At 57.8% G+C, this 21,337-nt stretch carries 28 protein-coding genes and 3 pseudogenes; 14 read left to right on the top strand and 17 right to left on the bottom strand.

All coding sequences use genetic code 11. The features are described from left to right. Nucleotides 1–19: 19 nt before the first annotated feature. Genes ROS217_RS20710 through ROS217_RS20675 form a run of 10 tightly spaced genes read right to left on the bottom strand, consistent with a single transcriptional unit; the run spans nucleotide 20 to nucleotide 5,550 of the window. A complete protein-coding gene (locus ROS217_RS20710) occupies nucleotides 20–319 on the bottom strand; it encodes a DUF6522 family protein (RefSeq protein WP_009819784.1) in 300 nt (99 codons plus the stop codon). Beyond that, on the bottom strand, nucleotides 306–548 hold the full coding sequence (locus tag ROS217_RS20705) for a hexameric tyrosine-coordinated heme protein (protein WP_009819783.1): 243 nt from the start codon (nucleotides 546–548) through the stop codon (nucleotides 306–308). Before ROS217_RS20705 ends, ROS217_RS20710 begins: the two co-directional genes overlap by 14 nt. Next, a complete protein-coding gene (gene ccoS, locus ROS217_RS20700; protein ID WP_009819782.1) occupies nucleotides 541–711 on the bottom strand; it encodes a cbb3-type cytochrome oxidase assembly protein CcoS in 171 nt (56 codons plus the stop codon). The genes ROS217_RS20705 and ccoS overlap by 8 nt, the downstream gene beginning before the upstream one ends. Then, entirely contained in the window at nucleotides 708–1,505 is a 798-nt protein-coding gene (locus ROS217_RS20695; RefSeq protein WP_040651961.1) for a DUF2189 domain-containing protein, read from the bottom strand. Before ROS217_RS20695 ends, ccoS begins: the two co-directional genes overlap by 4 nt. An 11-nt stretch (nucleotides 1,506–1,516) precedes the next feature. Next, nucleotides 1,517–1,678: a hypothetical protein gene (locus ROS217_RS24470; RefSeq protein WP_009819780.1), complete on the bottom strand. Its 162-nt coding sequence runs from the start codon at nucleotides 1,676–1,678 to the stop codon at nucleotides 1,517–1,519. Further along, nucleotides 1,675–2,583: a cytochrome-c oxidase, cbb3-type subunit III gene (gene ccoP, locus ROS217_RS20690; protein ID WP_009819779.1), complete on the bottom strand. Its 909-nt coding sequence runs from the start codon at nucleotides 2,581–2,583 to the stop codon at nucleotides 1,675–1,677. The genes ROS217_RS24470 and ccoP overlap by 4 nt, the downstream gene beginning before the upstream one ends. Then, the gene (locus ROS217_RS23730; RefSeq protein ID WP_009819778.1) at nucleotides 2,580–2,747 is read right to left on the bottom strand and encodes a cbb3-type cytochrome c oxidase subunit 3; all 168 of its coding nucleotides are present in this window, start codon (nucleotides 2,745–2,747) and stop codon (nucleotides 2,580–2,582) included. The genes ccoP and ROS217_RS23730 overlap by 4 nt, the downstream gene beginning before the upstream one ends. Continuing rightward, nucleotides 2,744–3,472 (bottom strand): cytochrome-c oxidase, cbb3-type subunit II, encoded by a 729-nt coding sequence (gene ccoO / locus ROS217_RS20685; RefSeq protein ID WP_009819777.1) that lies wholly within the window; start codon nucleotides 3,470–3,472, stop codon nucleotides 2,744–2,746. Before ccoO ends, ROS217_RS23730 begins: the two co-directional genes overlap by 4 nt. Before the next feature lie 4 nt (nucleotides 3,473–3,476). Beyond that, entirely contained in the window at nucleotides 3,477–5,111 is a 1,635-nt protein-coding gene (gene ccoN / locus ROS217_RS20680; protein WP_009819776.1) for a cytochrome-c oxidase, cbb3-type subunit I, read from the bottom strand. A gap of 22 nt (nucleotides 5,112–5,133) precedes the next feature. Then, nucleotides 5,134–5,550 carry an Rrf2 family transcriptional regulator gene (locus tag ROS217_RS20675; protein WP_009819775.1) on the bottom strand — a complete coding sequence of 139 codons (417 nt, stop codon included), beginning with the start codon at nucleotides 5,548–5,550 and terminating at the stop codon, nucleotides 5,134–5,136. Nucleotides 5,551–5,686: 136 nt separating this feature from the next. Between ROS217_RS20675 and ROS217_RS20670 the strand changes: the two genes are divergently transcribed. Genes ROS217_RS20670 through ROS217_RS20655 form a run of 4 tightly spaced genes read left to right on the top strand, consistent with a single transcriptional unit; the run spans nucleotide 5,687 to nucleotide 7,893 of the window. Continuing rightward, nucleotides 5,687–6,094, top strand: coding sequence for a group III truncated hemoglobin (locus ROS217_RS20670; protein WP_157046733.1), 408 nt, complete (start codon nucleotides 5,687–5,689; stop codon nucleotides 6,092–6,094). 15 nt (nucleotides 6,095–6,109) lie between these two features. Then, nucleotides 6,110–6,586: a hemerythrin domain-containing protein gene (locus ROS217_RS20665; protein WP_009819773.1), complete on the top strand. Its 477-nt coding sequence runs from the start codon at nucleotides 6,110–6,112 to the stop codon at nucleotides 6,584–6,586. Next, entirely contained in the window at nucleotides 6,583–7,323 is a 741-nt protein-coding gene (locus ROS217_RS20660) for a PAS domain S-box protein (protein ID WP_009819772.1), read from the top strand. The genes ROS217_RS20665 and ROS217_RS20660 overlap by 4 nt, the downstream gene beginning before the upstream one ends. Nucleotides 7,324–7,326: 3 nt before the next feature. Beyond that, a complete protein-coding gene (locus ROS217_RS20655; protein ID WP_009819771.1) occupies nucleotides 7,327–7,893 on the top strand; it encodes a sensor histidine kinase in 567 nt (188 codons plus the stop codon). A gap of 153 nt (nucleotides 7,894–8,046) precedes the next feature. On the opposite strand, the pseudogene ROS217_RS20650 reads toward ROS217_RS20655, so the two are convergent. Then, nucleotides 8,047–8,360, bottom strand: a pseudogene (locus ROS217_RS20650) (DDE-type integrase/transposase/recombinase); the annotation flags it as partial. 78 nt (nucleotides 8,361–8,438) lie between these two features. Between ROS217_RS20650 and ROS217_RS24190 the strand changes: the two are divergent. From ROS217_RS24190 to brnA, 6 genes and pseudogenes are all read left to right on the top strand, one after another. Next, a pseudogene (locus ROS217_RS24190) lies at nucleotides 8,439–8,645 on the top strand (ISKra4 family transposase); the annotation flags it as partial. Between the two features lie 345 nt (nucleotides 8,646–8,990). Further along, entirely contained in the window at nucleotides 8,991–9,698 is a 708-nt protein-coding gene (gene minC / locus ROS217_RS20645; protein WP_009819768.1) for a septum site-determining protein MinC, read from the top strand. Continuing rightward, nucleotides 9,698–10,546 carry a septum site-determining protein MinD gene (gene minD / locus ROS217_RS20640; protein WP_009819767.1) on the top strand — a complete coding sequence of 283 codons (849 nt, stop codon included), beginning with the start codon at nucleotides 9,698–9,700 and terminating at the stop codon, nucleotides 10,544–10,546. The genes minC and minD overlap by 1 nt, the downstream gene beginning before the upstream one ends. Next, entirely contained in the window at nucleotides 10,543–10,812 is a 270-nt protein-coding gene (gene minE, locus ROS217_RS20635; RefSeq protein ID WP_009819766.1) for a cell division topological specificity factor MinE, read from the top strand. The genes minD and minE overlap by 4 nt, the downstream gene beginning before the upstream one ends. Before the next feature lie 722 nt (nucleotides 10,813–11,534). Continuing rightward, on the top strand, nucleotides 11,535–11,801 hold the full coding sequence (locus ROS217_RS20630) for a BrnT family toxin (RefSeq protein ID WP_009819765.1): 267 nt from the start codon (nucleotides 11,535–11,537) through the stop codon (nucleotides 11,799–11,801). Continuing rightward, nucleotides 11,802–12,002 (top strand): type II toxin-antitoxin system BrnA family antitoxin, encoded by a 201-nt coding sequence (gene brnA / locus ROS217_RS25140; protein ID WP_441295884.1) that lies wholly within the window; start codon nucleotides 11,802–11,804, stop codon nucleotides 12,000–12,002. Between the two features lie 401 nt (nucleotides 12,003–12,403). Here brnA and ROS217_RS20620 read toward each other — a convergent pair whose 3' ends face one another. The 3 genes and pseudogenes from ROS217_RS20620 to ROS217_RS20615 all read right to left on the bottom strand — a co-directional run bounded on the left by ROS217_RS20620 (nucleotide 12,404) and on the right by ROS217_RS20615 (nucleotide 14,539). Further along, nucleotides 12,404–12,784 (bottom strand): IS110 family transposase, encoded by a 381-nt coding sequence (locus ROS217_RS20620; RefSeq protein ID WP_009819762.1) that lies wholly within the window; start codon nucleotides 12,782–12,784, stop codon nucleotides 12,404–12,406. Between the two features lies 1 nt (nucleotide 12,785). After that, a pseudogene (locus ROS217_RS23720) lies at nucleotides 12,786–13,082 on the bottom strand (IS6 family transposase); the annotation flags it as partial. 131 nt (nucleotides 13,083–13,213) lie between these two features. Continuing rightward, entirely contained in the window at nucleotides 13,214–14,539 is a 1,326-nt protein-coding gene (locus tag ROS217_RS20615; protein WP_009819760.1) for a type II and III secretion system protein family protein, read from the bottom strand. 197 nt (nucleotides 14,540–14,736) lie between these two features. Between ROS217_RS20615 and ROS217_RS20610 the strand changes: the two genes are divergently transcribed. From ROS217_RS20610 to ROS217_RS20600, 4 genes are all read left to right on the top strand, one after another. Next, entirely contained in the window at nucleotides 14,737–15,510 is a 774-nt protein-coding gene (locus ROS217_RS20610) for a tetratricopeptide repeat protein (protein WP_009819759.1), read from the top strand. 313 nt (nucleotides 15,511–15,823) lie between these two features. Then, complete coding sequence (locus tag ROS217_RS24180) at nucleotides 15,824–15,982, top strand: hypothetical protein (protein ID WP_009819758.1); 159 nt, start codon at nucleotides 15,824–15,826, stop codon at nucleotides 15,980–15,982. Between the two features lie 66 nt (nucleotides 15,983–16,048). Continuing rightward, nucleotides 16,049–16,984 (top strand): flagellar biosynthesis protein FlhA, encoded by a 936-nt coding sequence (locus tag ROS217_RS20605; RefSeq protein ID WP_009819757.1) that lies wholly within the window; start codon nucleotides 16,049–16,051, stop codon nucleotides 16,982–16,984. An 87-nt stretch (nucleotides 16,985–17,071) separates the two neighbouring features. Next, nucleotides 17,072–17,755: an IS6 family transposase gene (locus ROS217_RS20600; protein ID WP_009819755.1), complete on the top strand. Its 684-nt coding sequence runs from the start codon at nucleotides 17,072–17,074 to the stop codon at nucleotides 17,753–17,755. Nucleotides 17,756–18,112: 357 nt separating this feature from the next. Here ROS217_RS20600 and ROS217_RS20595 read toward each other — a convergent pair whose 3' ends face one another. The 3 genes from ROS217_RS20595 to ROS217_RS20585 form a co-directional block, all read right to left on the bottom strand. Beyond that, entirely contained in the window at nucleotides 18,113–18,691 is a 579-nt protein-coding gene (locus ROS217_RS20595; RefSeq protein WP_009819754.1) for a TRAP transporter small permease, read from the bottom strand. A gap of 76 nt (nucleotides 18,692–18,767) precedes the next feature. After that, nucleotides 18,768–20,045 (bottom strand): TRAP transporter large permease, encoded by a 1,278-nt coding sequence (locus tag ROS217_RS20590; RefSeq protein WP_254656500.1) that lies wholly within the window; start codon nucleotides 20,043–20,045, stop codon nucleotides 18,768–18,770. Nucleotides 20,046–20,157: 112 nt separating this feature from the next. Continuing rightward, the gene (locus ROS217_RS20585) at nucleotides 20,158–21,198 is read right to left on the bottom strand and encodes a TRAP transporter substrate-binding protein (protein WP_040651959.1); all 1,041 of its coding nucleotides are present in this window, start codon (nucleotides 21,196–21,198) and stop codon (nucleotides 20,158–20,160) included. Nucleotides 21,199–21,337: the final 139 nt, after the last annotated feature.

The following is a 21,337-nucleotide window of genomic DNA, read 5'->3' as shown; positions in this document are numbered from 1 at the left end:
CGGGACATCGGCACGCATGTCACTCTCTTCGAGGTTCTGTCGTGGCCGGCGTTTCCTGCACCGTTCTCCGGCGGACCGGGAAACCGGCACGTTTCAACACCTCGCCATGCTCATCAATAATGAACCGGACGGCCCGGTCCTGATAGAAAAACGTCAATCTCCAGCGGCCCTCGTCCTCGCCCACGCCGGTCTCGGACTGGGATGTGATCCTGTTCGTTCGCATGCCCTGCCGAACTGCGGCTTCGCTCAGACCGAAGGTACTCGCCAGCAAGTCGGCAGGCACGACGAAGTCGCTTCCGTTCCGTTCAATCGTCGTCATCTGGCGCCCTCCAGTAGTCGTTGGCCGCCGCGACCGTAGCAAAATGCGTGGCCACGACCTGGCTCGATGCGATCAGGGCATTGGCGTCCTCGGCATAGATCGGGCGTAGCTTGTCGCGCACATCGGCATCGGGCTGCGTCATCTTCACCGCGACGCGCGCCATCTTGACCGCAAGGTCATAGCCTTCCTGAGGGGTTGCTGTCTTCAGCGTGGGGAGCCAGTCAGTCATCGCGCTTTCCTTTCTCATCTTCGGTTTCCATTTGGCCAATGACCCGCCATGCGTTGCCTTCGAGATCGTCGAACTGTTGGTGGCGCATGGCCCAGATGAATGCTCCAAGGCCGATCAATCCCATGCCGATTGAAACGGGTATCAGCACCAGCAGGGCCGTCATTCCGGCTCTCCGCCGATCGCGCGCCAGGCGTGCCACGTTCCATGGCCGAGCACGGGGAAGACGAGGACGAGCGCCAGCAGTCCCGTGGCGGCCGCCAGCGCCATACCTGCAGTGATGATCGCGCCCCACGCAAGGCAGGGCGCGAGGTTGCGCGTGGTCATCGCGAGACTAAGACCCATGGCCGTCAGGGCATCGCGGCGTTCAATCATCAGCATCGGAACCGAGAACAGGCTGAGCGCAAAAGCGAAGGAAGCGAACAGCCCGCCGACCAAGCTGCCAACGACGAGAAGCCCCCAGCCAGGGGCTGTCGTCAGAACATTTGCGAGCGCGTCGCCGGCGAGCGGAAGGGGTGCAAGGCCGAAGAACAGCGCGTAGAGCAGATCCGCCGCGCGCAGCCAGAAAAGGACGAGAAGCCCCAGAAGAAGGCCTGAATAGGCCAGCTGCGCTCCGGCCGCCGGGCGCGCCAGCAGCATCTGCAACAGCGTCGCGCGGCCGCCCTCTTCTCGCAGCCGGCTCTGTTCGTAGAGGCCGATGGCCAGGAAAGGCCCGACGATCAGGAACCCCGAGGTCGCGGGCAGCGCCAAGTACAGCAGTCCGGTGCTCCAGAGCGCCCCCAGCACGCCGTAGGAGATCATGACGAGGAGCGCGCCGTAGACCAACCCCGGCCCCGGTGCTGCGCGCAGATCTCGCCATCCGGCGGCCAGCCAGTCGAGGGCCGCGCGGGCCGGCAGGCCTCGTGTCATAGTGGAAGCGGGACGCTGCGGCGGACGGAGTGTTGGAAGCGGTTCGAGCATTGGCGGGCCTCCTAGCAGGCGCGTTTCGCGGGTGTGGCGGCGCGATCATCCGCGACGCAGGCCGGCTGCGAGCGAAAGGCGACCGCTAGCAGATGGCCGTTGGCGCCGACGACGATCGTCACGGCCAACAGGACGGCGAGCACGGCAAGCCGTTTCTGCGCAGTCGCGGTCATGGATCGCCGTCCTCCGCGTCGTTGCCAAACCCTGAGACATAGACTGCCAGAAGGTTGATCTGGGCGTCGGTCAGTCGATCGGACCAGTGTGGCATGACGCCCTGGCGCCCGTTCCGAAGCGTGTCCATCACGCTTGCTGCGTTCTGGCCGTAGATCACCGCATTGTCGGTCAGAGAAGGTGCACCGTTCATCAACCCGCCGCCACCGCCGTCTCCATGGCATGCGACGCAGTTTTCATCGAAAAGCACGGCGGCCGGACTCTCGTGGTCGGCCTCCCCACCAGGGAGCTCCGCGACATACTCGGCCAGCGCGCGGCGATCGGGTCGCTCCATCCAGTCGAAGGCTGGCATCTGGGCCCACCTTGTATCCGGATGGGTGGCATTGATGCCGACCTGAAGCGTCTCGACGATCGTTTCGGGGTCTCCGCCCCAGAGCCAGTGATCGTCCGCCAAAACCGGAAAGCCGGGGCCGCCCAGGCCCGCGGCACCATGGCAGGCGGCGCAATTGTCCTGGTAGAGCCGGTCGGCGGCGGGACGTACGCGCGCCATCAGGGCCTCGTCCGCCGTGATCTGGCCGAAGTCCGGATCTTCGAATTGTGCAAGCCACTCGCCTCGGCGGGAATCGATCAGGTCCAGGCGCTCCACCGCCATCTCGCCCTGATCGAGCCCGAGGAGCCCGCGCGTGTAGTCGCGCCCGAGCGGCCAGGCGGGCAGCAGCACCCAGGCGATAACCGAATAGACGACCGTAATCGCGAGAGCGATCAATGCCACTTTCGGGAAGGGTGTATTCAATTCCCGTATCCCGCCCCAGTCGTGGCCGGTCGTGTCGTAGCCGGTGACCGGATCAACCTCGCGGTTGCCGGTATGCGGATCGGCGCCCGGCAAAGCCTTCGGATCTGTCGTCATCGCCGCTCCTTCGCGCTATCGGAGGTCAGAATCGACCGCGCGATGCGCTGCTGTTCCGCTCGCCGCCGGGGATTGTAGGCGCGGATGAACACGATCAGGAGGAACCCGCCCATCCAGATCGGCCCGAATATCTTGGCGAAGAGCACCAGGGATTCGGGGCTCATTGCGCGTCCTCCGCGAGCAGGTCGGCGGCGGCATCGGTCAGCGTGCCGAGCGATTGCAGATAGGCGACGAGCGCATCCATTTCGGTCAGGCGCGAGGGATCCCCGTCGAAGGACCGCACGGCGATGTCCTCGCCGTATCGCTCCTGCAGGTCGCCGACCCCGTCTCCGTCTGGCCGGGCCTGCGCCCGTGTATCGGCGAGCGCATTCTCGATCATCGCCTCGTCGTAGGGTACGCCGAGGCGGGCTAGTGTCGCGAGATTCCCTTCGAGAAGATCGGTGTCTAGCGGCCGCATCAGCCAGGGATAGGCGGGCATGATCGATACCGGGATCACGCTGCGCGGGTCGATCAGATGCGCGACATGCCAGGCGTCGGAATATTTCTCGCCGAGGCGGGCCAGGTCCGGCCCGGTGCGCTTAGACCCCCAGAGCATCGGGTGGTCGTACGCGCTTTCCGCCGCAAGCGAATAGGGGCCGTATCGGTCGATCTCGTCGGCGAGGCTACGCACCATCTGGCTGTGGCAGGCGTAGCAGCCTTCGCGGATATAGATCTCGCGCCCGGCAAGCTCCAGCGGCGTGTGCGGGCGCAGGTCGTCGGGGATGTCCACCGTCTGCTCGATCGTAAAGAGTGGCACGATCTCCACGATGCCGCCGACCGAGGCTACGGCGATGATCGCGCCGACGAGGCCCAAGGAGATCTTTTCGAGGTTGTAGTGCAGCTTCAGCATGTGATCACTCCGCCGGTTGGGCCAAGAGTGGCCGGTCAGTGGCGTCCACCGTGTTCCCGGCCGCCCGCATGGTGGCCCGGCAATTGAGCGCGCAGAGAATGGCACCGGCGAGAAACAGCGCCCCTCCGAGAGTGCGCGCGGCGTAATAGGGCAGCATCGCCTCGACGGATTCGATGAAGCTGTAGGACAGCGCACCGTTCTCGTCGTAAGCTCGCCACATCAGGCCTTGCGTTATCCCCGCGTTCCAGAGCGCAACGACGTAAACGAGCGTCCCTACGACGGCGAGCCAGAAGTGCCACTCCACCGCAGCGGGCCAAGCCATGTGTTCGCGGTTGGACAGTTTCGGTACCAGCGTGTAGATCGCGCCGAAGACGATCATCGCCACCCAGCCCAGCGTGCCGGAATGGACGTGTCCGACCGTCCAGTCCGTGTAGTGCGACAGCGAATTGACCGGCCGGATGGCGAGGAACGAGCCCTCGAACGTGGACAGGCCGTAGAACACGGCGGCCACGAACATGAAACGCAGTGTCGCGTCGTCGCGCACCTTGTGCCAGGCGCCGTTCAGCGTGGCGATCGCGTTACCCGCCGAGGCCCAGCTTGGCACCAGCAGCATGACCGAGAAGGTCATCCCCAGCGTCTGCACCCAATAGGGCAGGGCGGTGTAGTGCAGGTGGTGCGAGCCCGCCCACATGTAGAAGAACACGATGCCCCAGAAGCTGAGAATGGACAGCCGGTAGGACCAGATCGGCCGCCCCGCGCGTACCGGCAGGAAATAGTAGAGCATTCCGAGGAACCCGGCCGTCAGGAAGAACGCCACGGCGTTGTGGCCATACCACCACTGGATCATCGCGTCCTGCACGCCGGCCCAAACCGGGAAACTCTCGGCCGCGGTCCAGCTGACCGGCAAGGCGAGATTGTTGACGATGTGCAGCATCGCGACAACCAGGATGAAGGCCATGTAGTACCAATTGGCGACGTAGATATGTGGCTCTGCCCGACGCGCGAGGGTCCGAATGTAGAGCAGGAAATACGTCACCCAGACGATCGTCAGCCAAATGTCGGCGTACCATTCGGGCTCGGCATATTCCTTGGATTGCGTGGACCCCATCAGATAGCCGCTCGCGGCCCAGAGACAGAACAGGTTGTAGCCGATCAGCACGAACCACGGGCTGACCGCATCTGCGAGACGCGCCCGAGAGGTACGTTGCAGGACCCAGAACGAGGTTGCGATCAGGGCGTTGCCGCCAAAACCAAAGATCACACCGGAAGTGTGCACCGGACGCAGCCGGCCGAAACTTGTCGCGGGCCAGGGCGGCGTCGCCTCGGGCCAATACATCAGCGCGGCCAGCCAGACGCCGACGCCCATGCCGATCACAGCCCAGATCAGCGTCATGACGATCCCGAAACGGGTCGGCGCGTCGTAGTAGCGGGTCAGCCGCCCCTCTCCCTGTTCGGGGTGATCGTAAAGCGCCCCGCCGATGGCGAAGACAAGCACCAAGCCCAGGATCAGTGCCATGGCGCCATGCACGGCCATTGGGCCCGTTCTGGCGGCCGCCGCCATCGCCAGGCCGAGCATGGCCAGCGCGACCGACAGGCAGAGCCCGATGCGTCTTTCTCGGAGTGTGAGGGTTTCAATCATGTCGGTCTCTCGTCTCGTAGGTTCAGGCCGCGCGGGCGGGATTCAGGGCGATGGCGGCAAGCGTGGATCCTTCGAGATCCGCGAGAAACGCAGCCTCGGCGGAGCGAAGCCGTGCCTTCAGGCGGCACTGTCCATCAATCGAACAATCGCCTGAGTCGGCCGCGAAGCACTCGACGAGCGGCTGACCCTCCTCCAGCAACCGCACGATTGCGCCGAGGCGGAGCTCGCTCGCGGGCTTTGCGAGCACGGCGCCACCGCCGCCACCGCGCCGCGTCTCGATCAATCCGCCGCGGGACAGCCGCTGCATGATTTTCGCGAGGTGATTGCGCGACAGGCCAAACTCATCGGCCAGTTCGGCGGAGGAGTAGGCGCGCTCGGGCTCGCTGGCCATGCGCATCAGCATGCGCAGACCGTAGTCGGTGAAGGAGGTGAGGCGCATCTGCGTTGATCTCCACTTTGAATAGGTATTTACAATACCGATTACCAGACATAGAATGTTTTGCAAGAGCGAAATGCCGGAGCAATCGATGACACCCCAAGACAATAGGCCACAAATCGCATCGGCCAGACCCGAAATGACCGCGGCGATCATGGCCGAAACAGGCCTCGACGAGCAGGTGCTGCGCTCACTCGTCGAGCGCTTCTACGACAAGGTGCGCCGGGACGCGGACCTCGGTCCGATCTTCGAGGCCCGGATCTCCGACTGGACGCCGCACCTGGACCGCATGGTGGCCTTCTGGTCATCCGTCGCGCTGATGACGGGGCGCTATCACGGCCGGCCAGTGCCGGCTCATGCCCGGCTGCCGGTCGATGCGGCGCATTTCGAGCGCTGGCTTGGTCTGTTCCGCGCGACGGCGCGGGAAACCTGCACGCCTTCGGGTGCTTCGCACGTGATCGAGCGTGCCGAACGCATCGCCCGCTCGCTGCATATAGCGGTTGAGGATGCGAAAGCCGCCCCGGACGATGTTCCCAACCTGTGCTGAAGGGAGAAGAGTACGATGACCGAAGCAGCCCCCATTCACGACACCGCCGCGCTGACCCGCTACATAGAGGTGCGCTATCACGCCCGACATCGCGCGCAACTGCCAGCCTTGGTCAAATTGGCCGAAATGGTCGAAGACCTCCATTGCGACGACACTGGCGTTCCGAAGGGGCTCTCTGATCTCCTTGCTGGAATGGTGGGCGAAATGGAGGTGCACATGAAGAAGGAAGAGCTGATCCTCTTTCCGGCGATCCGAAAAGGTGGCGGCCCCGGCCTCGAACATCCGATCGCGGTGATGCGTGCCGATCACGACAGTCATGGGCATGAGATCGACCAGATACGGCGGCTTACCCATGACATGACCACGCCCGCCGGGGCGTGCACCAGCTGGGCCACGCTCTATGACGGCCTCGAGGAATTCGTGGGCGATCTGACCGAACACATCCGACTGGAGAATGACGTGCTGTTCCCGAAGTTCGAGCCCGCAAGATGACCAAGGACGGGCGCCTGCATCCGGACGACCTCGAAACGGCGCTGGAACCCATCCGGTTATGTCTGGAAGGCATCAGTGAGCTTGCAAGTAGCGAATATCGGTTGCGGTCCAGGGATGGATCGCAGTGGCGTTGGATGAAAACGGATGCAGCTATCGCCAGCCGGGATGGGGTCGGTAAAGTAGTGAGTGTCATTGGCGCACTGACAGACATCACTGAGCGCAAGACAACGGAGAACGCTCTTCGCAGAAGTGTCGAACAGTTCAGATCGGCGTTCAATAATGCGACTGTCGGCGAGGCAATCGTTGACCTAAATGGCGATTGGCTAGCTGTAAATCCGGCTCTCTGTAAACTTTTTGGATACTCTGCCGATGAGCTCTTAAGAACCAACTTCCAGACACTTACACACCCTGACGATCTGAATAGGGATCTGTTTAATCTCGATCTCCTCAAGTCAGGCAGTATTCCGGTCTACCAAACCGAGAAACGCTACATCCGGGCTAACGGAGCGATAATGTGGGGGTTGCTCAGCGTTGGCATCGTGCGAGATGCCGAAGGCCAGCCGGACCACTTCATATCGCAAATCGTCGATGTGACTGAGCAGAGGCGGCTAAGTGAACTTAGAAACGATTTTGTGGCCAATGTCAGCCATGAACTGCGGACGCCGCTTACATCGGTACTTGGGTCGCTGACACTCTTGTCGGCGATGAATGAGGAACCATTTTCCGACGAGGCGTAACGATTGCTGTTCATCGCCCAAAAGAACGGCAAACGTCTTCATGCTCTTGTCAACGACATTCTGGATTTCGAGAAATTTTCTGCCAAGCAAATGCGGTTTACGCTATCCCTGCACCAGATCGTCGGATTGGTTGAAGAGGCGGTGTTGACCAACATGACCGCTGCGGACAAGTATGATGTGCGGTTTGATATTGTTTGCCTGAACAGGTCGCTGCGCGGATTTATTGATCCGAAACGCTTCCAGCAGGTGATGGCGAACCTTCTGACGAATGCGGCAAAGTTTGCTGACAAGGGCAGCACAATTAACGTGATCGTCGAAGGTCAGGTGAAGGCCATCCAGGTTTCAGTTACCAATGAAGGGGATGGCATTCCCGTCACCTTCCGCGAGCAAATCTTCAAGCCCTTCTCACAGGCCACGTCTTCAGCGACACGGGCCAGGGGTGGGACCGGTCTTGGGCTGAGCATCACTAAACAGATCGTAGAGCAGACAGGGGGCACCATCGGATTCGACAGCGATCAGTGCGGCAGTACGACTTTCTGGTTTACGGTCCCGATAAACGAGCCAGGCTGACAGTCAACACAGTAACGCAGGCCATGGCCCGGGGCGAAACGATCATTGCAATGAGCTCAGAGGGTGTGGTGCTTGGCACTGTGAATGAAGTGTCAGTGTCCGGTTCCGTCGCAAATTTTGCAAGTATTTGAGAAGGCTATCCTGCGGACGTGACTATGCCGCCAGCGCTGCAAATTGCTGAAAGGCAGCTGTGCCGTTCGCCGCGAATTGTTTTTACGGATCATGTGAGCGACCTCGATCCCAGCTATGGTTGCGGTGGCGGAGTGGAAGGCCTTGAAGCCTAGCATCGGCCCGGTAATTCGCTTGATGAAACGGTGATCCTGTTCCAAAATATTGTTGAGATACTTGACCTGCCGGATCGTGACGATGCGCCCCTTCCCAGTGAATTTCAAGATCACATTCACGGCCATCAAGCCGGCCAAATTGGCACCGCTCTTGTCAATGACAACCCGGTCCGGCACCCCGTTAGGGGAGTGTACGAAACATGGGGGTCCTCGGGTCTCTCCAGTCCATGCTAAGGTGAGGTCTTTGCGAGGAGGGTCGCCATGGACGTTCGGATTATAATCGAAACAACCTTTGATAATGGTGAGAAGCGCATTCACCAGCTTGACGGCATTTCACGACCGTACCGGGTGACCTGCCCAGAAGGATTTGGGCTGCGCCTTGAGGATGGGAAGCGGATTGTCGAACAGATACAGCGGGCAATTCTCTGCGATCAGGTTGAGGAAATCAGCCGAGAGAGGCGCGTGTGCCTAAAGAACCTCGATGAACCGCAGTTGCCGTCGCGTTGCAGAGTTTCAACTCAAGTTGTAGTATGCCTGTTCTTCAAGGAGGGGCGCAACGCGCCTATTCGCACTTGACGCCTAGCCAAGCCCCGCTTCGCAAACAAGTTGGCCATTCCGGCAGATCTGTTGGTGACTATGACAACGGTGTGTAAGTCGTGGCGGCTTTTTGCTGACGATCCTCACACGACTTTCGCACAGTATCCGTTTCGTGAAGAATAACCGCCTAACAAGAGCGGTCCGTCTTGATTCGTGAACCGCCAGCGAGAAGGAGCATCAGTGTCATATCGATACGCCAATGACCGGCACGGAGACGTGTTGGCCAGCATAGCCCCTTTCCAGTTCCGTGGGCGGTTCCTGACGGCGCTCGCGCTTCGGATCGACTCGGATGAGGATATGGATGCCTTCTACGCACATCTTGATGTGCAATTGAAGAAAACACCGCAGTTCTATGACGACGCGCCGATTGTTCTCGACCTCGCGAACGCGCTCGGAACCGCCAAGACCAACCGTCTGAGCCCGCTTCTGGCTAACCTGAGGCGTCGCAACCTGCGGGTCTTTGGCGTTCATAGCAGCGACAGCGTTCCGGCGGACGTATTGCAGGAACTTGGGTTAATTGAGGTTCCGGCGGGCAAGAATGCGCCGCTGCCAGAGGATAAGCTGGGGCGGCGTCAGTCCCGCGCCGAACGTCTGAACAGCAAGAACAAGGTTCACCATGCTTCGGTCCGATCCGGCCAGACGGTTGTCAGCGAGCATGGTGACCTGACAGTAATTGGCTCTGTCGCCTCAGGTGCCGAACTGATCGCGAGTGGGTCCATTCATGTTTACGGTCCTTTGCGCGGGCGTGCTATGGCCGGGGTACAGGGCGACGAAAGCGCAAAAATTTTCTGTCAGGTCTTAGATGCAGAACTGGTGGCCATCGCCGGACTCTACCAAACAAGCGAAACGCTTGAGGCTGCAGCCCGCTTGGGCTGCGTGCACATCTATCTGGAAGAAGAAAAATTGCGTATGGAGATAATTTGATGACGATCGAATTGAAGGAAAAACCGCCACTTGGGCGGGTCATCGTAATCACGTCGGGCAAGGGCGGCGTGGGCAAGACCACCTCCTCGGCCGCGCTCTCGGCAGGGCTGGCCAATCAGGGGTTTCGGACGGTTGTGATCGACTTTGATGTCGGGCTGCGCAATCTGGACATGACTATGGGTTGCGAGCGCCGGGTCGTTTTCGACTTTATAAACGTCATTCAAGGCGATGCCCGGCTAAAGCAGGCCCTGATCCGAGACAAGCGGCTGGACAACCTGTACATCCTACCAACCTCGCAGACACGGGATAAAAACGCGCTGACGAAAGAGGGGGTGGAAAAGGTTCTGAACGAACTAAAGCAAGAGTTCGACTATATTGTTTGCGACAGCCCGGCGGGGATCGAGCACGGTGCCCAGATGGCAATGTACTTTGCCGACGAAGCGGTCGTCGTGACCAACCCCGAGGTGTCTTCCGTGCGCGATAGTGACCGCGTTCTAGGTCTCCTGAGCAGCCAGACTTGGCGGGCTGAAAGTAAGGATGTTGCGCCTGTGAAGGCGCAGGTTCTGCTGACGCGTCACGACAAGGCGCGGGTAGAAAGCGGTGAGATGATGACTGTTGAGGACGTGCTGGAAATCCTAGCGGTTCCGCTTCTGGGTGTGATCCCCGAAAGCCAGGCAATCTTGCGCGCTTCCAACATGGGTACGCCCGTCGTTCTTGATCAACCATCCGCCGCCGGGCGAGCCTATGAGGACGCTGTAAGCCGCCTTATCGGAAACGAGGTCGAGATGCGGATCGAAGGGGAACGCCGCCTCACCCTGTTGAACCGGTTGTTTGGACGTGCCTCATGAGCTTTTTCAATTTTGGCCGCAAACAGCGCCACTCCAGAAGTGCTGAGACAGCGAAGGATCGGTTGCAGATCCTGCTTGCGCATGAGCGCAGCGGGGGCGGCACCGCAGAAAACGATTATCTGTCGCTGCTGCAGCGCGACATCGTGGCAGCGATCCGCAAACATGTCCCAATCGGAGAGGATGACGTTGAAGTTAGCATGGAACGTGGCGATCAGATGTCGAGCTTGGAGATCAACATCGAACTGCCTCGCTCTGCGGCTTCTTAGGCAAGAACATTGTCAAGTGATTTTTCTGAGCTGATTGCATGCCAACCATGCGTCACTCGAAATGGTCAGTTTGTCGGCGCAGTTATTCCATTGATGAAATGGGTGTAAATTCCGGTCGGGGACAGGATCGTATTATTAGCTTTACAGCCCTGTCCAGTTTTCAACTCTCCCGCGTCGGCCCGGTTTTTCTCGTAAAGCAGCCCGTGAAGGGCTTCTGAGCGCCGCACCGCCCCCTTTTTCGTTCGGAATAGACGTTGGGTGAAATCCCAAAATGACGTGCCGCCTCGCGCCTGCTCATGCCGCCCCGACACGCCAGACGAACCTTACGATACAAATCCACGGTGAAAATACCCCCGCCCTCCCTGTCACCAGAAAGGGTCAGTCATGACAGCAAGAGAATAGGTTGCTCGCGCTCTGAACCCCCAGAACTTTTCCACTCCCTTGGATGGATTGGTTCGAGGACGAGACTAGGCCGTCACGGCTCTGGTCACACTGGAAACGTCCAAGGGTCAGCGCGGGTATTGGGTGGAGCCCCAGCAACTGGCGATGTTCAGGTGATAGCGTGACGGACTCGCACAGGCCTCTTGACTGGCCAGCAACGCCGCCCGCATGTCCTTACGATATGCGGGCGGCGTTGCCGCTTTTTAGCTGAGTAAATCTAGTAACTGTAGGGCGGCTGAGAAGTATAGTAATTATACCATTTTCAACATATATTGCCTCTTATGAAGTTCGAGTATGACCCCGACAAAAGCGCCGCGAACCGTGAAAAGCACGGGATCGACTTTGATGAAGCCCAGGCCCTCTGGGATGATCCTTATCTGATCGAGGCCCCTGCCAACGTCACGGATGAGCCACGCTTTATGGCGGTTTGCATGATCGGGGCCAGACCCTGGAACGGGCTGTCTACACATACCGGGAGCGACCGGGTGCGGATCATCTCCGTGCGCCGCGCTCGCAAGCAGGAGATTGAGCACTATGAAGGCGACTGAATTCGACGAACGCTTCGACGCGGGCGAGGACATGTCCGCCCATGTCGATGGACAAAGGCGCGCCGCCTCAATGTCGAGGCAAAGCGGGTGAACGTGGATTTCCCGACCTGGGTCGTCGCCGGTCTGGACCGGCAGGCCCAGAAGCTCGGCATCACCCGTCAGGCACTGATCAAGATGTGGATTGCTGAGCGGCTAGAGTGAGCGACACGCTGACGCGGTAGCGACCGGGCAATCCGCCAAATAAATCAATACGCCATTGGATAAAGCTTTGCCTGCTGACATGAATAAACCATGAGCCTAATCAAGTCGGAAAAACGCGTAGCCGATCATGGCGAAGTATTCACTCCGGAATGGATGGTGGATGCTATGTGGAGTGCCCCCACTGGAGTTCTCTAATCGCATTGGTCAAGTTTTATGATTGATGCCTTCGCGCGCGCCGGGTTCATGGTTCTCTCCGCGGTCGACTTCCATGGGTCGCCGCATGTTGGCGTCGGATGGTCGGATCGGCCTAAGTGGTCCTCGCACTTGTTTCGCTGATCAGTGCATTCAGAGGGACGGCCTTATCCGCGCCATACTGGTTTAGTTGAGCAGCTTACCTCTTTCTATGCTGCCGACTGGTCCCAGCGGAATGACGTGTTGGTTTTCCACATTGTGTGAAGAATGACGGCAAGCTTTCGGGCGACCGCAATGCGTGCCTTTTTGAAGCCCGACACTTTGGCCAATTTCAAGCCCCAGGTCTTCAGATGAGATGATCGCAGGTTGCGCGTCAGCAAGGTTGTCGCTGCCTCATAGAGATGCTTTCGCACCATCTTGTCGCCTTGCTTCGAGATACGTCCGTTTCTACTGGTTTCGCCGGCCTCGTATCGTCTTGGCGTCAGGCAGAGATATGCGCCCGCACTTGACGACTTTTTGAAGCGCGATGCGTCATCAAATGCCGACACAACTGATAGCGCGGTGATAATTCCAACGCCGGGCGCGGTCATATCGATCTACCGCTCGGTAGAGGAAGGTCCATTTGCCCCGGACTTTGATATAAGTTTCATCCATCCTCCAAGAATGTGCCGTTGCACGTTTCCGAGATTGGGCATTTGTGGCAATTAAGGGCGAGAATTTCACTACCCAGCGGTTCAAGGTGGCGTGATCAACGGTGACCCCTCGCTCGGCCAGGATTTCCTCGAGGTCTCGATATGACACCGCATAACGGACATAGAAAAAGACAGCATGTAGGACCACGGCCTTAGGGTAGTGCACCCCTTTGAATTCTATCGCGCTTCTGCACACCCCGCACACCCGTTGCTTCCAAACGTGCTCTGCAACATCGGCCGTCCAGCTGGAAGCGAAAAGTTTGCGACAATACCATGCAATAGACCTTCCTCGCAACAGAACTCGACCGACCAAGTTAGTTTCTGTGCTCAATAGCGAAAACCTGCTGCGCCGAAAGCATTATATCGAGGTTCATGTGTGATTGCCGTGCGCGAATCGCGGTTCGACAGGATGAACCCCAAATTGGAAAGCGGCGCGGGCAGCCGTTCCTGAATGCTCTGAGGTTCGAGTTCTGTTAGAAGGGGCGTAACAATAACCACCAATTCTTGCGAATTTGCGGTCACCCGATCCTGACCAAGCAAGCTATCGACGATACGGGACAAGCCGGTGCCGCGATCCTGACGCAGGTCGTTTGAGGTGTCATTGCGCGTCACCCCGGCAATCACAAACGGTTGGCGGTCGCTGAGTTCGACATTGGTCCGAAAGGAGCGGGTGTTCAGGTTCGGAAAGACGTTTCCATTCACGGTTGATGAGGTTTGACCTTGTGATGAGATCGTACTGTCAATCAGGAGACGTAGCTTGTTACCCGGTGCTATGCTGGGCGTAAAGGACAGGGATGTACCGATGAACTTGAAATCAAGTTGGAAATTGCCATCTGACGAGCCACTATCGACGGGGATGAATGTCGGGATCGGGATTTCGCCACCGACCGAGAACAGGGCCTCTTCTCCATTCACAGTCGACAACACGGTCTCTTGCGCGATCGTCGCGATTCCGTTTGAGATCAGCACATCCAATGCGGCGTTCAGCGATGACTCTGCCGTGTCGCTTTTGCCCACGCTCAGCACACCGCGGTTGGATGTTCCCAGAAAGAAACCGTTAGCGGTGACTGTGGCGTTCCAATCGATGCCAAAGTTTTCCACCTGAGTTCGGCTGACTTCGAGAAGTTTGACCTCGAGGCGGATGATATTCGAGCTTGCAACGCGAAGGCGGTCGATGATGGTCGTTTCCGGGGCTGCACTCTCGAGCGTCGTGACCAGAGTTTCGCGGACGCGGTCGCTGGAAACGATGCCCGTGATCATCAGACTGCCACGCGAGGATTCGACCGCGATCTGTTCCCCGGGAAACCGGCTCTGGATGACCGATCTGATCTCGGACAGTTTGTGTGTGACAACAACCGTGAATGTCATATCCGAATCCGCGTACGTGGACGTTGCAATGAGCGATGTTTCCCCGACCTCCTTGCCGAACACAAAAACGCGGTTGTTCGAAGAGATGCTCGCATCCGCAACCGTCGTATCGCTCACAAAGACGGTGTCGACATTGTCCCCTACGGGCAGAAGGATGCTTTTGCCTTGCTCAACGGTCAGGCGTTCCTGTGCGGATGCCGGGCTGCTCAGCACAGATGGCAACATCAGAATGAAAGATACCAGTGCCAGGGCATGACGCCATTTCGACGCATCAAACGGCTTCATCTCGTCGTCCTTTTCGCAGCTTTCATTCCCGACCGGGGTAGAGAGCCGCTGTCACGCAATCAAGCACGTCCGTGTGGGCCGAAACCTACGTATACGTAGTGCTCTCGCCGTCACTACGCATACAATCCGGCGCAGGTGCAGGGTATCGGATCGGATACTTTCCTAGAATTCCGCCACCAGCCGAGGATACCCTGTCGATGTTCCAAACGGAAGATTTCCCGCCCAGAACCGCTCTGGCAACACGCAAGACGGCGCTGTTTGTTGCCGCGGCGCTCTTTCTCGGCGGTTGTGAGCTGTCCGGTTCCCAACCCGTGGGATATCAGGCGCGTGTTGACGTGGCGCAACGGATGTTGGTGGGCGGGCAATACGACAGCGCCTATCGTCTGTTGGACGAAGTATCCCGAGATCACGGCTCGCACGCCGAAGCGCTTTTGTCGGTTGGCAATGCCTATCTGCAGGGTGGCGCGCTCTTCAAGGCCAGAAATGCCTACAGGACTGCTATCAAGTTGGGCGCGGACAAGCGGGGGCACCTTGGCCTTGGGCGCGTCGCATTGGCGCAAAACAATATGTCCGAAGCCTTTAGCAACTTTGATCTTGTTCTGGCGGATGATCCGAAAAACGAAACGGCTTTGAACGGCCGTGCCGTGGCCTTTGACCTGAGCGGTGATCATATTCGCGCGATCAGCGCCTACCAGGCGCTTCTGGCGATCAATCCGACCAATCTCGATGCGTTGAACAACCTCGCACTGAGCCACGTGCTCGGGGGCTCCGGCCACGAGGCCGTTGCGATCCTGCAGGATCTCACGCGATCGCAGCTTACAGATCTGAACCTGCGGCACAACCTTGCCATCGCCTACTATCTCGTTGGACGCGAGTCCGAGGCCTATGACCTGGCCACCGCCGAGATGTCCAAGGACCAGGCGCAGCAGATCTTTCATGCGATACGCCAGTATCGCGGGTCGCAATCCTAGACACGGCGGCGTGCACCACCTCTTTGGCAACCCCTGTCAGCTTTGCCTGTTCGCCTTGGGTGCGTACTACCCCGTAATGACCAATTGCAGCAAACTCTGCCCCGACACGTGCCGCTACGTAGGCTTTAACGTAGTCTCGCTGAGTGTTCATTTTCGCCCGAATGGCAAAAAATGGGGGCGTCGGTAACGGTGACGCGGATCTCGATCCAGTGCGGTTTCGATAACAGGTTGCAGCCGTAACAGGGTTTGGTGCGTTAGGCTGCTCAATCAAACGCCCTTTTGGGTAAACCATCCGTGTAATACGGACCAACATATGGAGAAGAAAATGGAAACTTCCGGACCTCAGGCACCCAACGCTGATCTCGTGAGCGAATTCGAGAAGATCCAGCTGATCAGCCTCCAGTCTGCCCGCAAGATGAAAGAGGCCGTCGGCACGTCCGAAGCCCTGGGCCGTAAGGCGAATTCGGCGTAATCGTCGCTCTGACAGCACCTCCAGCCAAATCTGGCTGGAGGTTTTTCTTTTCAAGAAGCGTGTCCAATGAGAAAAGATCTTGCCCTTGTCGCGCTCCTGATTTCCATTCTTGCCCTTATGGTCATCCCGTTGCCGACCGGGCTGATCGACGCCCTGCTGGTGATCAGCATCAGCCTGTCGGTGGTTCTCTTGATGGTGGCCGTCTATCTGAAACGACCTTCTGATTTCTCGACCTTCCCATCCGTCATTCTGATCGCCACAGCCTTTCGTCTGGCCTTGTCGATCGCAACCACCCGCTTGATCCTGTCAGAGGCCGATGCCGGACAGATCATCGCAACCTTTGGCGAATTTGTCGTGCGTGGCAGCGTGGTCATTGGCCTTGTGATGTTTCTGATCATCACGGTCGTGCAGTTCGTCGTCGTCACCAAGGGGGCAGAACGCGTTGCGGAGGTTGCGGCGCGCTTCACGCTAGACGCGATGCCTGGCAAACAAATGAGCATCGAGGCTGACATTCGCGCCGGTACGCTGCCACAAGATGAAGGTGCCCTCCAACGCAAGGCTCTGGACAAGGACAGCCAGTTCTTTGGCGCGATGGACGGGGCCATGAAATTCGTCAAGGGCGACGCAACGGCTGGATTGATCATCATCTTCATCAACCTGGTGGGCGGAATTGCGGTGGGCACCGGCGTCCACGGTCTCAGCCTTGGCGAGGCCGCGTCGGTCTATTCGCTGTTGACGATCGGCGATGGGTTGGTCGCGCAGATCCCGGCGCTTCTGATGTCGATCTGTGCGGGTGTGATAGTCACACGTGTCGCCAATGAAAAGCCACAGGACCTTGGGACCGACATCGCCAAGGAACTCATGTCTGATGCCCGGGTGCCCGCAGCGGCTGCGATCGTGCTCTTGCTCTTTGGGTTTGTCCCCGGCTTTCCTTTTATGGTATTTGCAGCCGCCGCAGTGATCCTTTTCGTCGCCTCGACCCTCATCAAGGCCACGGGGTAGTGTCGCAAAGTTTTGACGCCCAGTTGCACTTCTCGACAGTGGCGTTAATGGAGCAACCCTTCGACATCCCATTCAAGGTTTAAGAGATTGGTCAATTTCAAAGGCGCGCACCACCCGAAAGATGTCATCCTGTACGCGGTATATTTCTATGTTCGGTTTGCGGTATCGTATCGGGATCTCGAAGAAATCATGTCTGAGCGCGGCGTCGATGTTGATCACGCTACGCTGAACCGATGGGTCGAGAAATATGCGAAAATCATCGCTGAGCAAGCCCTTCGCCGGAAGACGCCGACCGGTCGATCTTGGCGGATGGATGAGACCTACGTGAAAGTCAAAGGGCGGTGGATGTATCTGTATCGAGCTATCGACAACCAGGGCAAAACGCTTGATTTCATGCTGTCAGAGCGGCGGGACGAAGCAGCGGCCACCGAATTCTTCATCCGCGCAATCGGAAACAACGGCTTTCCCGACAGGGTCGTCATCGACAAGAGCGGATCGAACGCAGCCGGTCTGTTCAACATGAATTGCCTGCTGATGATGCACAACTGGTGTTGGTTGATCGAGGTCCTGCAGGTGAAATATCTCAACAATATTATCGAACAGGATCACCGTTTCATAAAGAAGATCACCCGCCCCATGCAGACCTTCAAATCGTTCAATTCGGCCGCAGCCACTCTGGCTGGCATCGAAGTCGCTCACATGATCCGTAAAGGGCAATTCTCCCGATCAGGGAAGTTCGGCTTCGAGCAGTTCGCTGAGCTCGCTGGATAATTGTGTCCAGTCCACGGGACATTCTCAACCCTTTACAAAATTTGCGACACTACCGGCATATCGTAGGGTCTCACCAATCCGAGCTGAGGCAAAATAACATCATCTCACTATGAGGTGATTGAAAAACTGTCGGCTCGCGCAAGTTGGATTTTCGAATTGGCTAGGCGTTTGATCTAGGGGTTCGTCTTAAAGCAATTGACGGGACTGGGTACTGACATGACAAAACGCTAGTCGGTGCCCTGCCCTGCCTCAATCCAAGTTTGCCTAACCGGGCCCTCTTTAGTGATGAATGCCATCTTCATCCTCAAGTATCTATCTCCGATAGCGGTCCGCTTCCTGACAACCGGCCAGAATCAACTAGAGGTGGTCGATACCTTCATCGCCATCAAAGTCGCTGGAATGCTCATACTTACCTGCTTTCAATCGAAGACTATCCTCCAGAATGGATGCCAAGGCTGCTACGCTGACAAGGAACCCAGAGATTGGCACGATGCTGATGGCATATTTCTTAGGCATGTAATTGGGCTTGAAGACAAAGCCTCCGTCTTCCCATGCGAAATACCACATTTCCCAATACTTGCCGCCCATCTTGGCAACGGCTTCGAGCCCATAGATGATCATCACGATACCGATCCCGAAGATCACGACAGACCAGAACTGTTGAATGACGAACGCAACCTTGATTGGTAGCCAAGAATAGATCAGGTCCAGCGCGATGTGGTCCCTGTCGCGAACCGTCAGCGCAAGAGCAAAGAAAACTAGCCAGATGTTGCTGAGAACCGTCAGAAGATCCCCCCAAACGGGCGGATTCTCAAATACATAGCGCATGACGACGGAATAGACCGTGAATGCAACCATCAGCGACAAGAGAACAGCGCAGAATGCGGTGAGCGTTTTCTTGACAGCGCGGTCGATGAACTTAAAGGCTGCTAGCATTGGGATGGCCTCACCATTGAGGATGCGATGACGATGGAGGTGCTCGGATTGATGCGAGTGGCGGTCTCGAACAACGTCATCTCACGAACCCCAATGCTTGCGGCAGGAACATGGTGATATCCGGCACAACAATTAGCACGAACAACAGCGCAAAAAGCGCCACTAGGTAGGGCAGCATGGCTACTGCGACCTTCTCCAGCCTAACATTCGCGATTGCACCGGCAGTAAAGAACGCGACTCCTACGGGTGGTGTCACCGAACCTATCAGAAATCCCACGACAACGACGAGTGCCGCCTGCACATCCGGATACCCTGCCTTCACCATAACATCGACCAGCACCGGCCCCACAACAATGATGTTCGCTGCTGAATCCATGACCATACCCAAAAGGCAGATAAACAGCACCAGTACCAAAGCAAACAATAATGGATTGTGAGTATATCCCAACAACCACTCTTCCAGATCGTTTATCGCCCCCATTGACGTCAGCAACCAGCTGAAAGGCCCCGAAGCGGCGATGATGATAAACACCATTGCCGAGTTTCGAAAAGCGCGAACAAAGGCGCTTTTGCAGTTCGTCCAGGTTATCGTACGATAGACAAACAACCCAACGGCTAGAGCAATGGTTGCCGTTAGCGCACCCGCTTCGACCACACCCGCGATGCCAAACACCACCGATCCGACCAAAACAATTGGGATCAGCAGCGCAAAAGATGATTTGTAGCCCACGACCATAACGGCCTTAAGGTTGAACGGCTCTTCGCTCCGTTCGAAATTGTTGCGGCGCGCAATAATGTAATTAATTACCATCAGTAGTCCGCCAATCAAAAGGCCCGGAATAATACCTGCAGCGAAGAGCGCGCCCACCGATATCCCTCCCGCATTCGCGAGGACAATCATCATGATCGAAGGCGGTATGATCCCGCCAATGGTGGAACTGACAGCCGTGATTGCTGCCGCAAAGGCTGGTGGGTAGCCCGCCTTTTTCATCGCGGGCACCAGCAGGGAACCGACAGTAGCTGTGTCCGCCACGACCGATCCATTCATGCCTGCAAAGAACATGCTGACTAGAACATTGACCTGTGCAAGACTTCCTCGCGCCCGCCCGATTAGGCGACGGCTCAGCTCGACCAATCTATCGGTGATCGTCGCACTGGTCATCAACTCGCCGGTTAGCATGAACAAGGGAATAGCTGTAAGCGGAACCGAGTCGATAGCGCTGAACATCTGACTGGGGATCAGGATCATCGGTGCCGCGTCGGTGATCAGGATATAGACCACCGGGATCATGATCAGCGTAAAGCCAACTGGCGCGCCGAGTAAGATCAGCAGCACCAGAACGATCATTAGCATTATACTATCCATGTCAGCCTTGATCCTGTGCGGTTGGGTAATTTCGCTGCGGTTGAGCAGTTGTTACGACGCAAAGCCGAAGCTCCGCGCCGCTGTTGGCAGTGTGGTCTTATCAAAGCGCCCCAGCTTCCTTCAGTTGAGCGATGAAGTCTTCCATCCCCTGCTCTTGAAGAACGCGGGTTGCCGTTTCCGGATCAAATGTGCCTTTGGCGTTGACCCAGGCATCGATTGCTCCAGTACGCCACAGGGCGATTTCCTCATCGGTCGGAACATACCATTCCTCGATCGCTGCCTTGATTATCGCCTCGCCGTCGGCGACCCACTGCCGGTCGAGTTCCTGCACCTTCTGACCAAAGGCTTCAGCGGCGGTGTGAAGCCATTCGCGTTGTTGATCGCTCAGCGCGTCATACTGACCTTTATCCATCGACAATTGGTTGCCCGACCACGAACCATTGATCTCAGTGAAGTATTTTGCGACCTCGTGCAGTTTCGCAATTTCCTGCCACGGAGTGGCAACATACTGTCCGGAAACAACACCGGTCTGAAGTCCCTGGTAAAGCTGCGTCCAGTCGTAAGGGACCGGAACAGCACCCCAATTGCTGATGAGCGTGTATTCGATCGGGCTTTTGGTGACGCGCCACTTTATGCCTTCCATGTCCGAGGGGACATGCACGGGGCGCAACGCGTTGCCGAGCTGACGGAAACCGCCACTCGAATAGACGGTCAGACAGACATGCCCCGACTCTTCGGCGGCGATCTCGCATTGCTTCTTGGCCAGCCATTCCGAAGAGATGCGATCGGCATCTTCTGCGGTCTTGAAGATGTAAGGCAGATCAAAGATAGAAAGGGAGACACCAAAACTTTGGAAATTAGCGGTTGAACTGGTCCAAAGCTGCAATAGTCCCTGATTTGCCTGCTCGCCGCAGGTCTGTTCACCGCACAGTGACCCGCGATAATGCGGCTCGATCCGCATTTGGCCGCCTGACACTTCCTCAAGCGTCGGGATCAGCGCCTGCTCGATGGCGTCGCCAATCGGCATGCCCAACTGGCCAACGGTGCCAAGCTTCAAGACGGTTTCAGCGTTGGCCGACTGCGCAGATATCACCAATGCCGTTGCAAACGACAGTAGCGTCGCTACGGATTTCGTTCTCATAGAATTAACTCCCTTTGGCTCGGATTTCTTAGAGGCACTGTTTACCGAGGACGTTTTCTTTGGAAGGGACAGATGTAATGATTGAAGGGGACAGGCACCGCGCAACTTGGGAAACTGTCAGAAGGCCCTTACAGTCGAA

This window comes from Roseovarius sp. 217 (genome assembly GCF_000152845.1).
Classification (GTDB): domain Bacteria; phylum Pseudomonadota; class Alphaproteobacteria; order Rhodobacterales; family Rhodobacteraceae; genus Roseovarius.
Note: the sequence above shows the minus strand (reverse complement) of the source record. Positions and strands in the feature narration are given on the sequence as shown.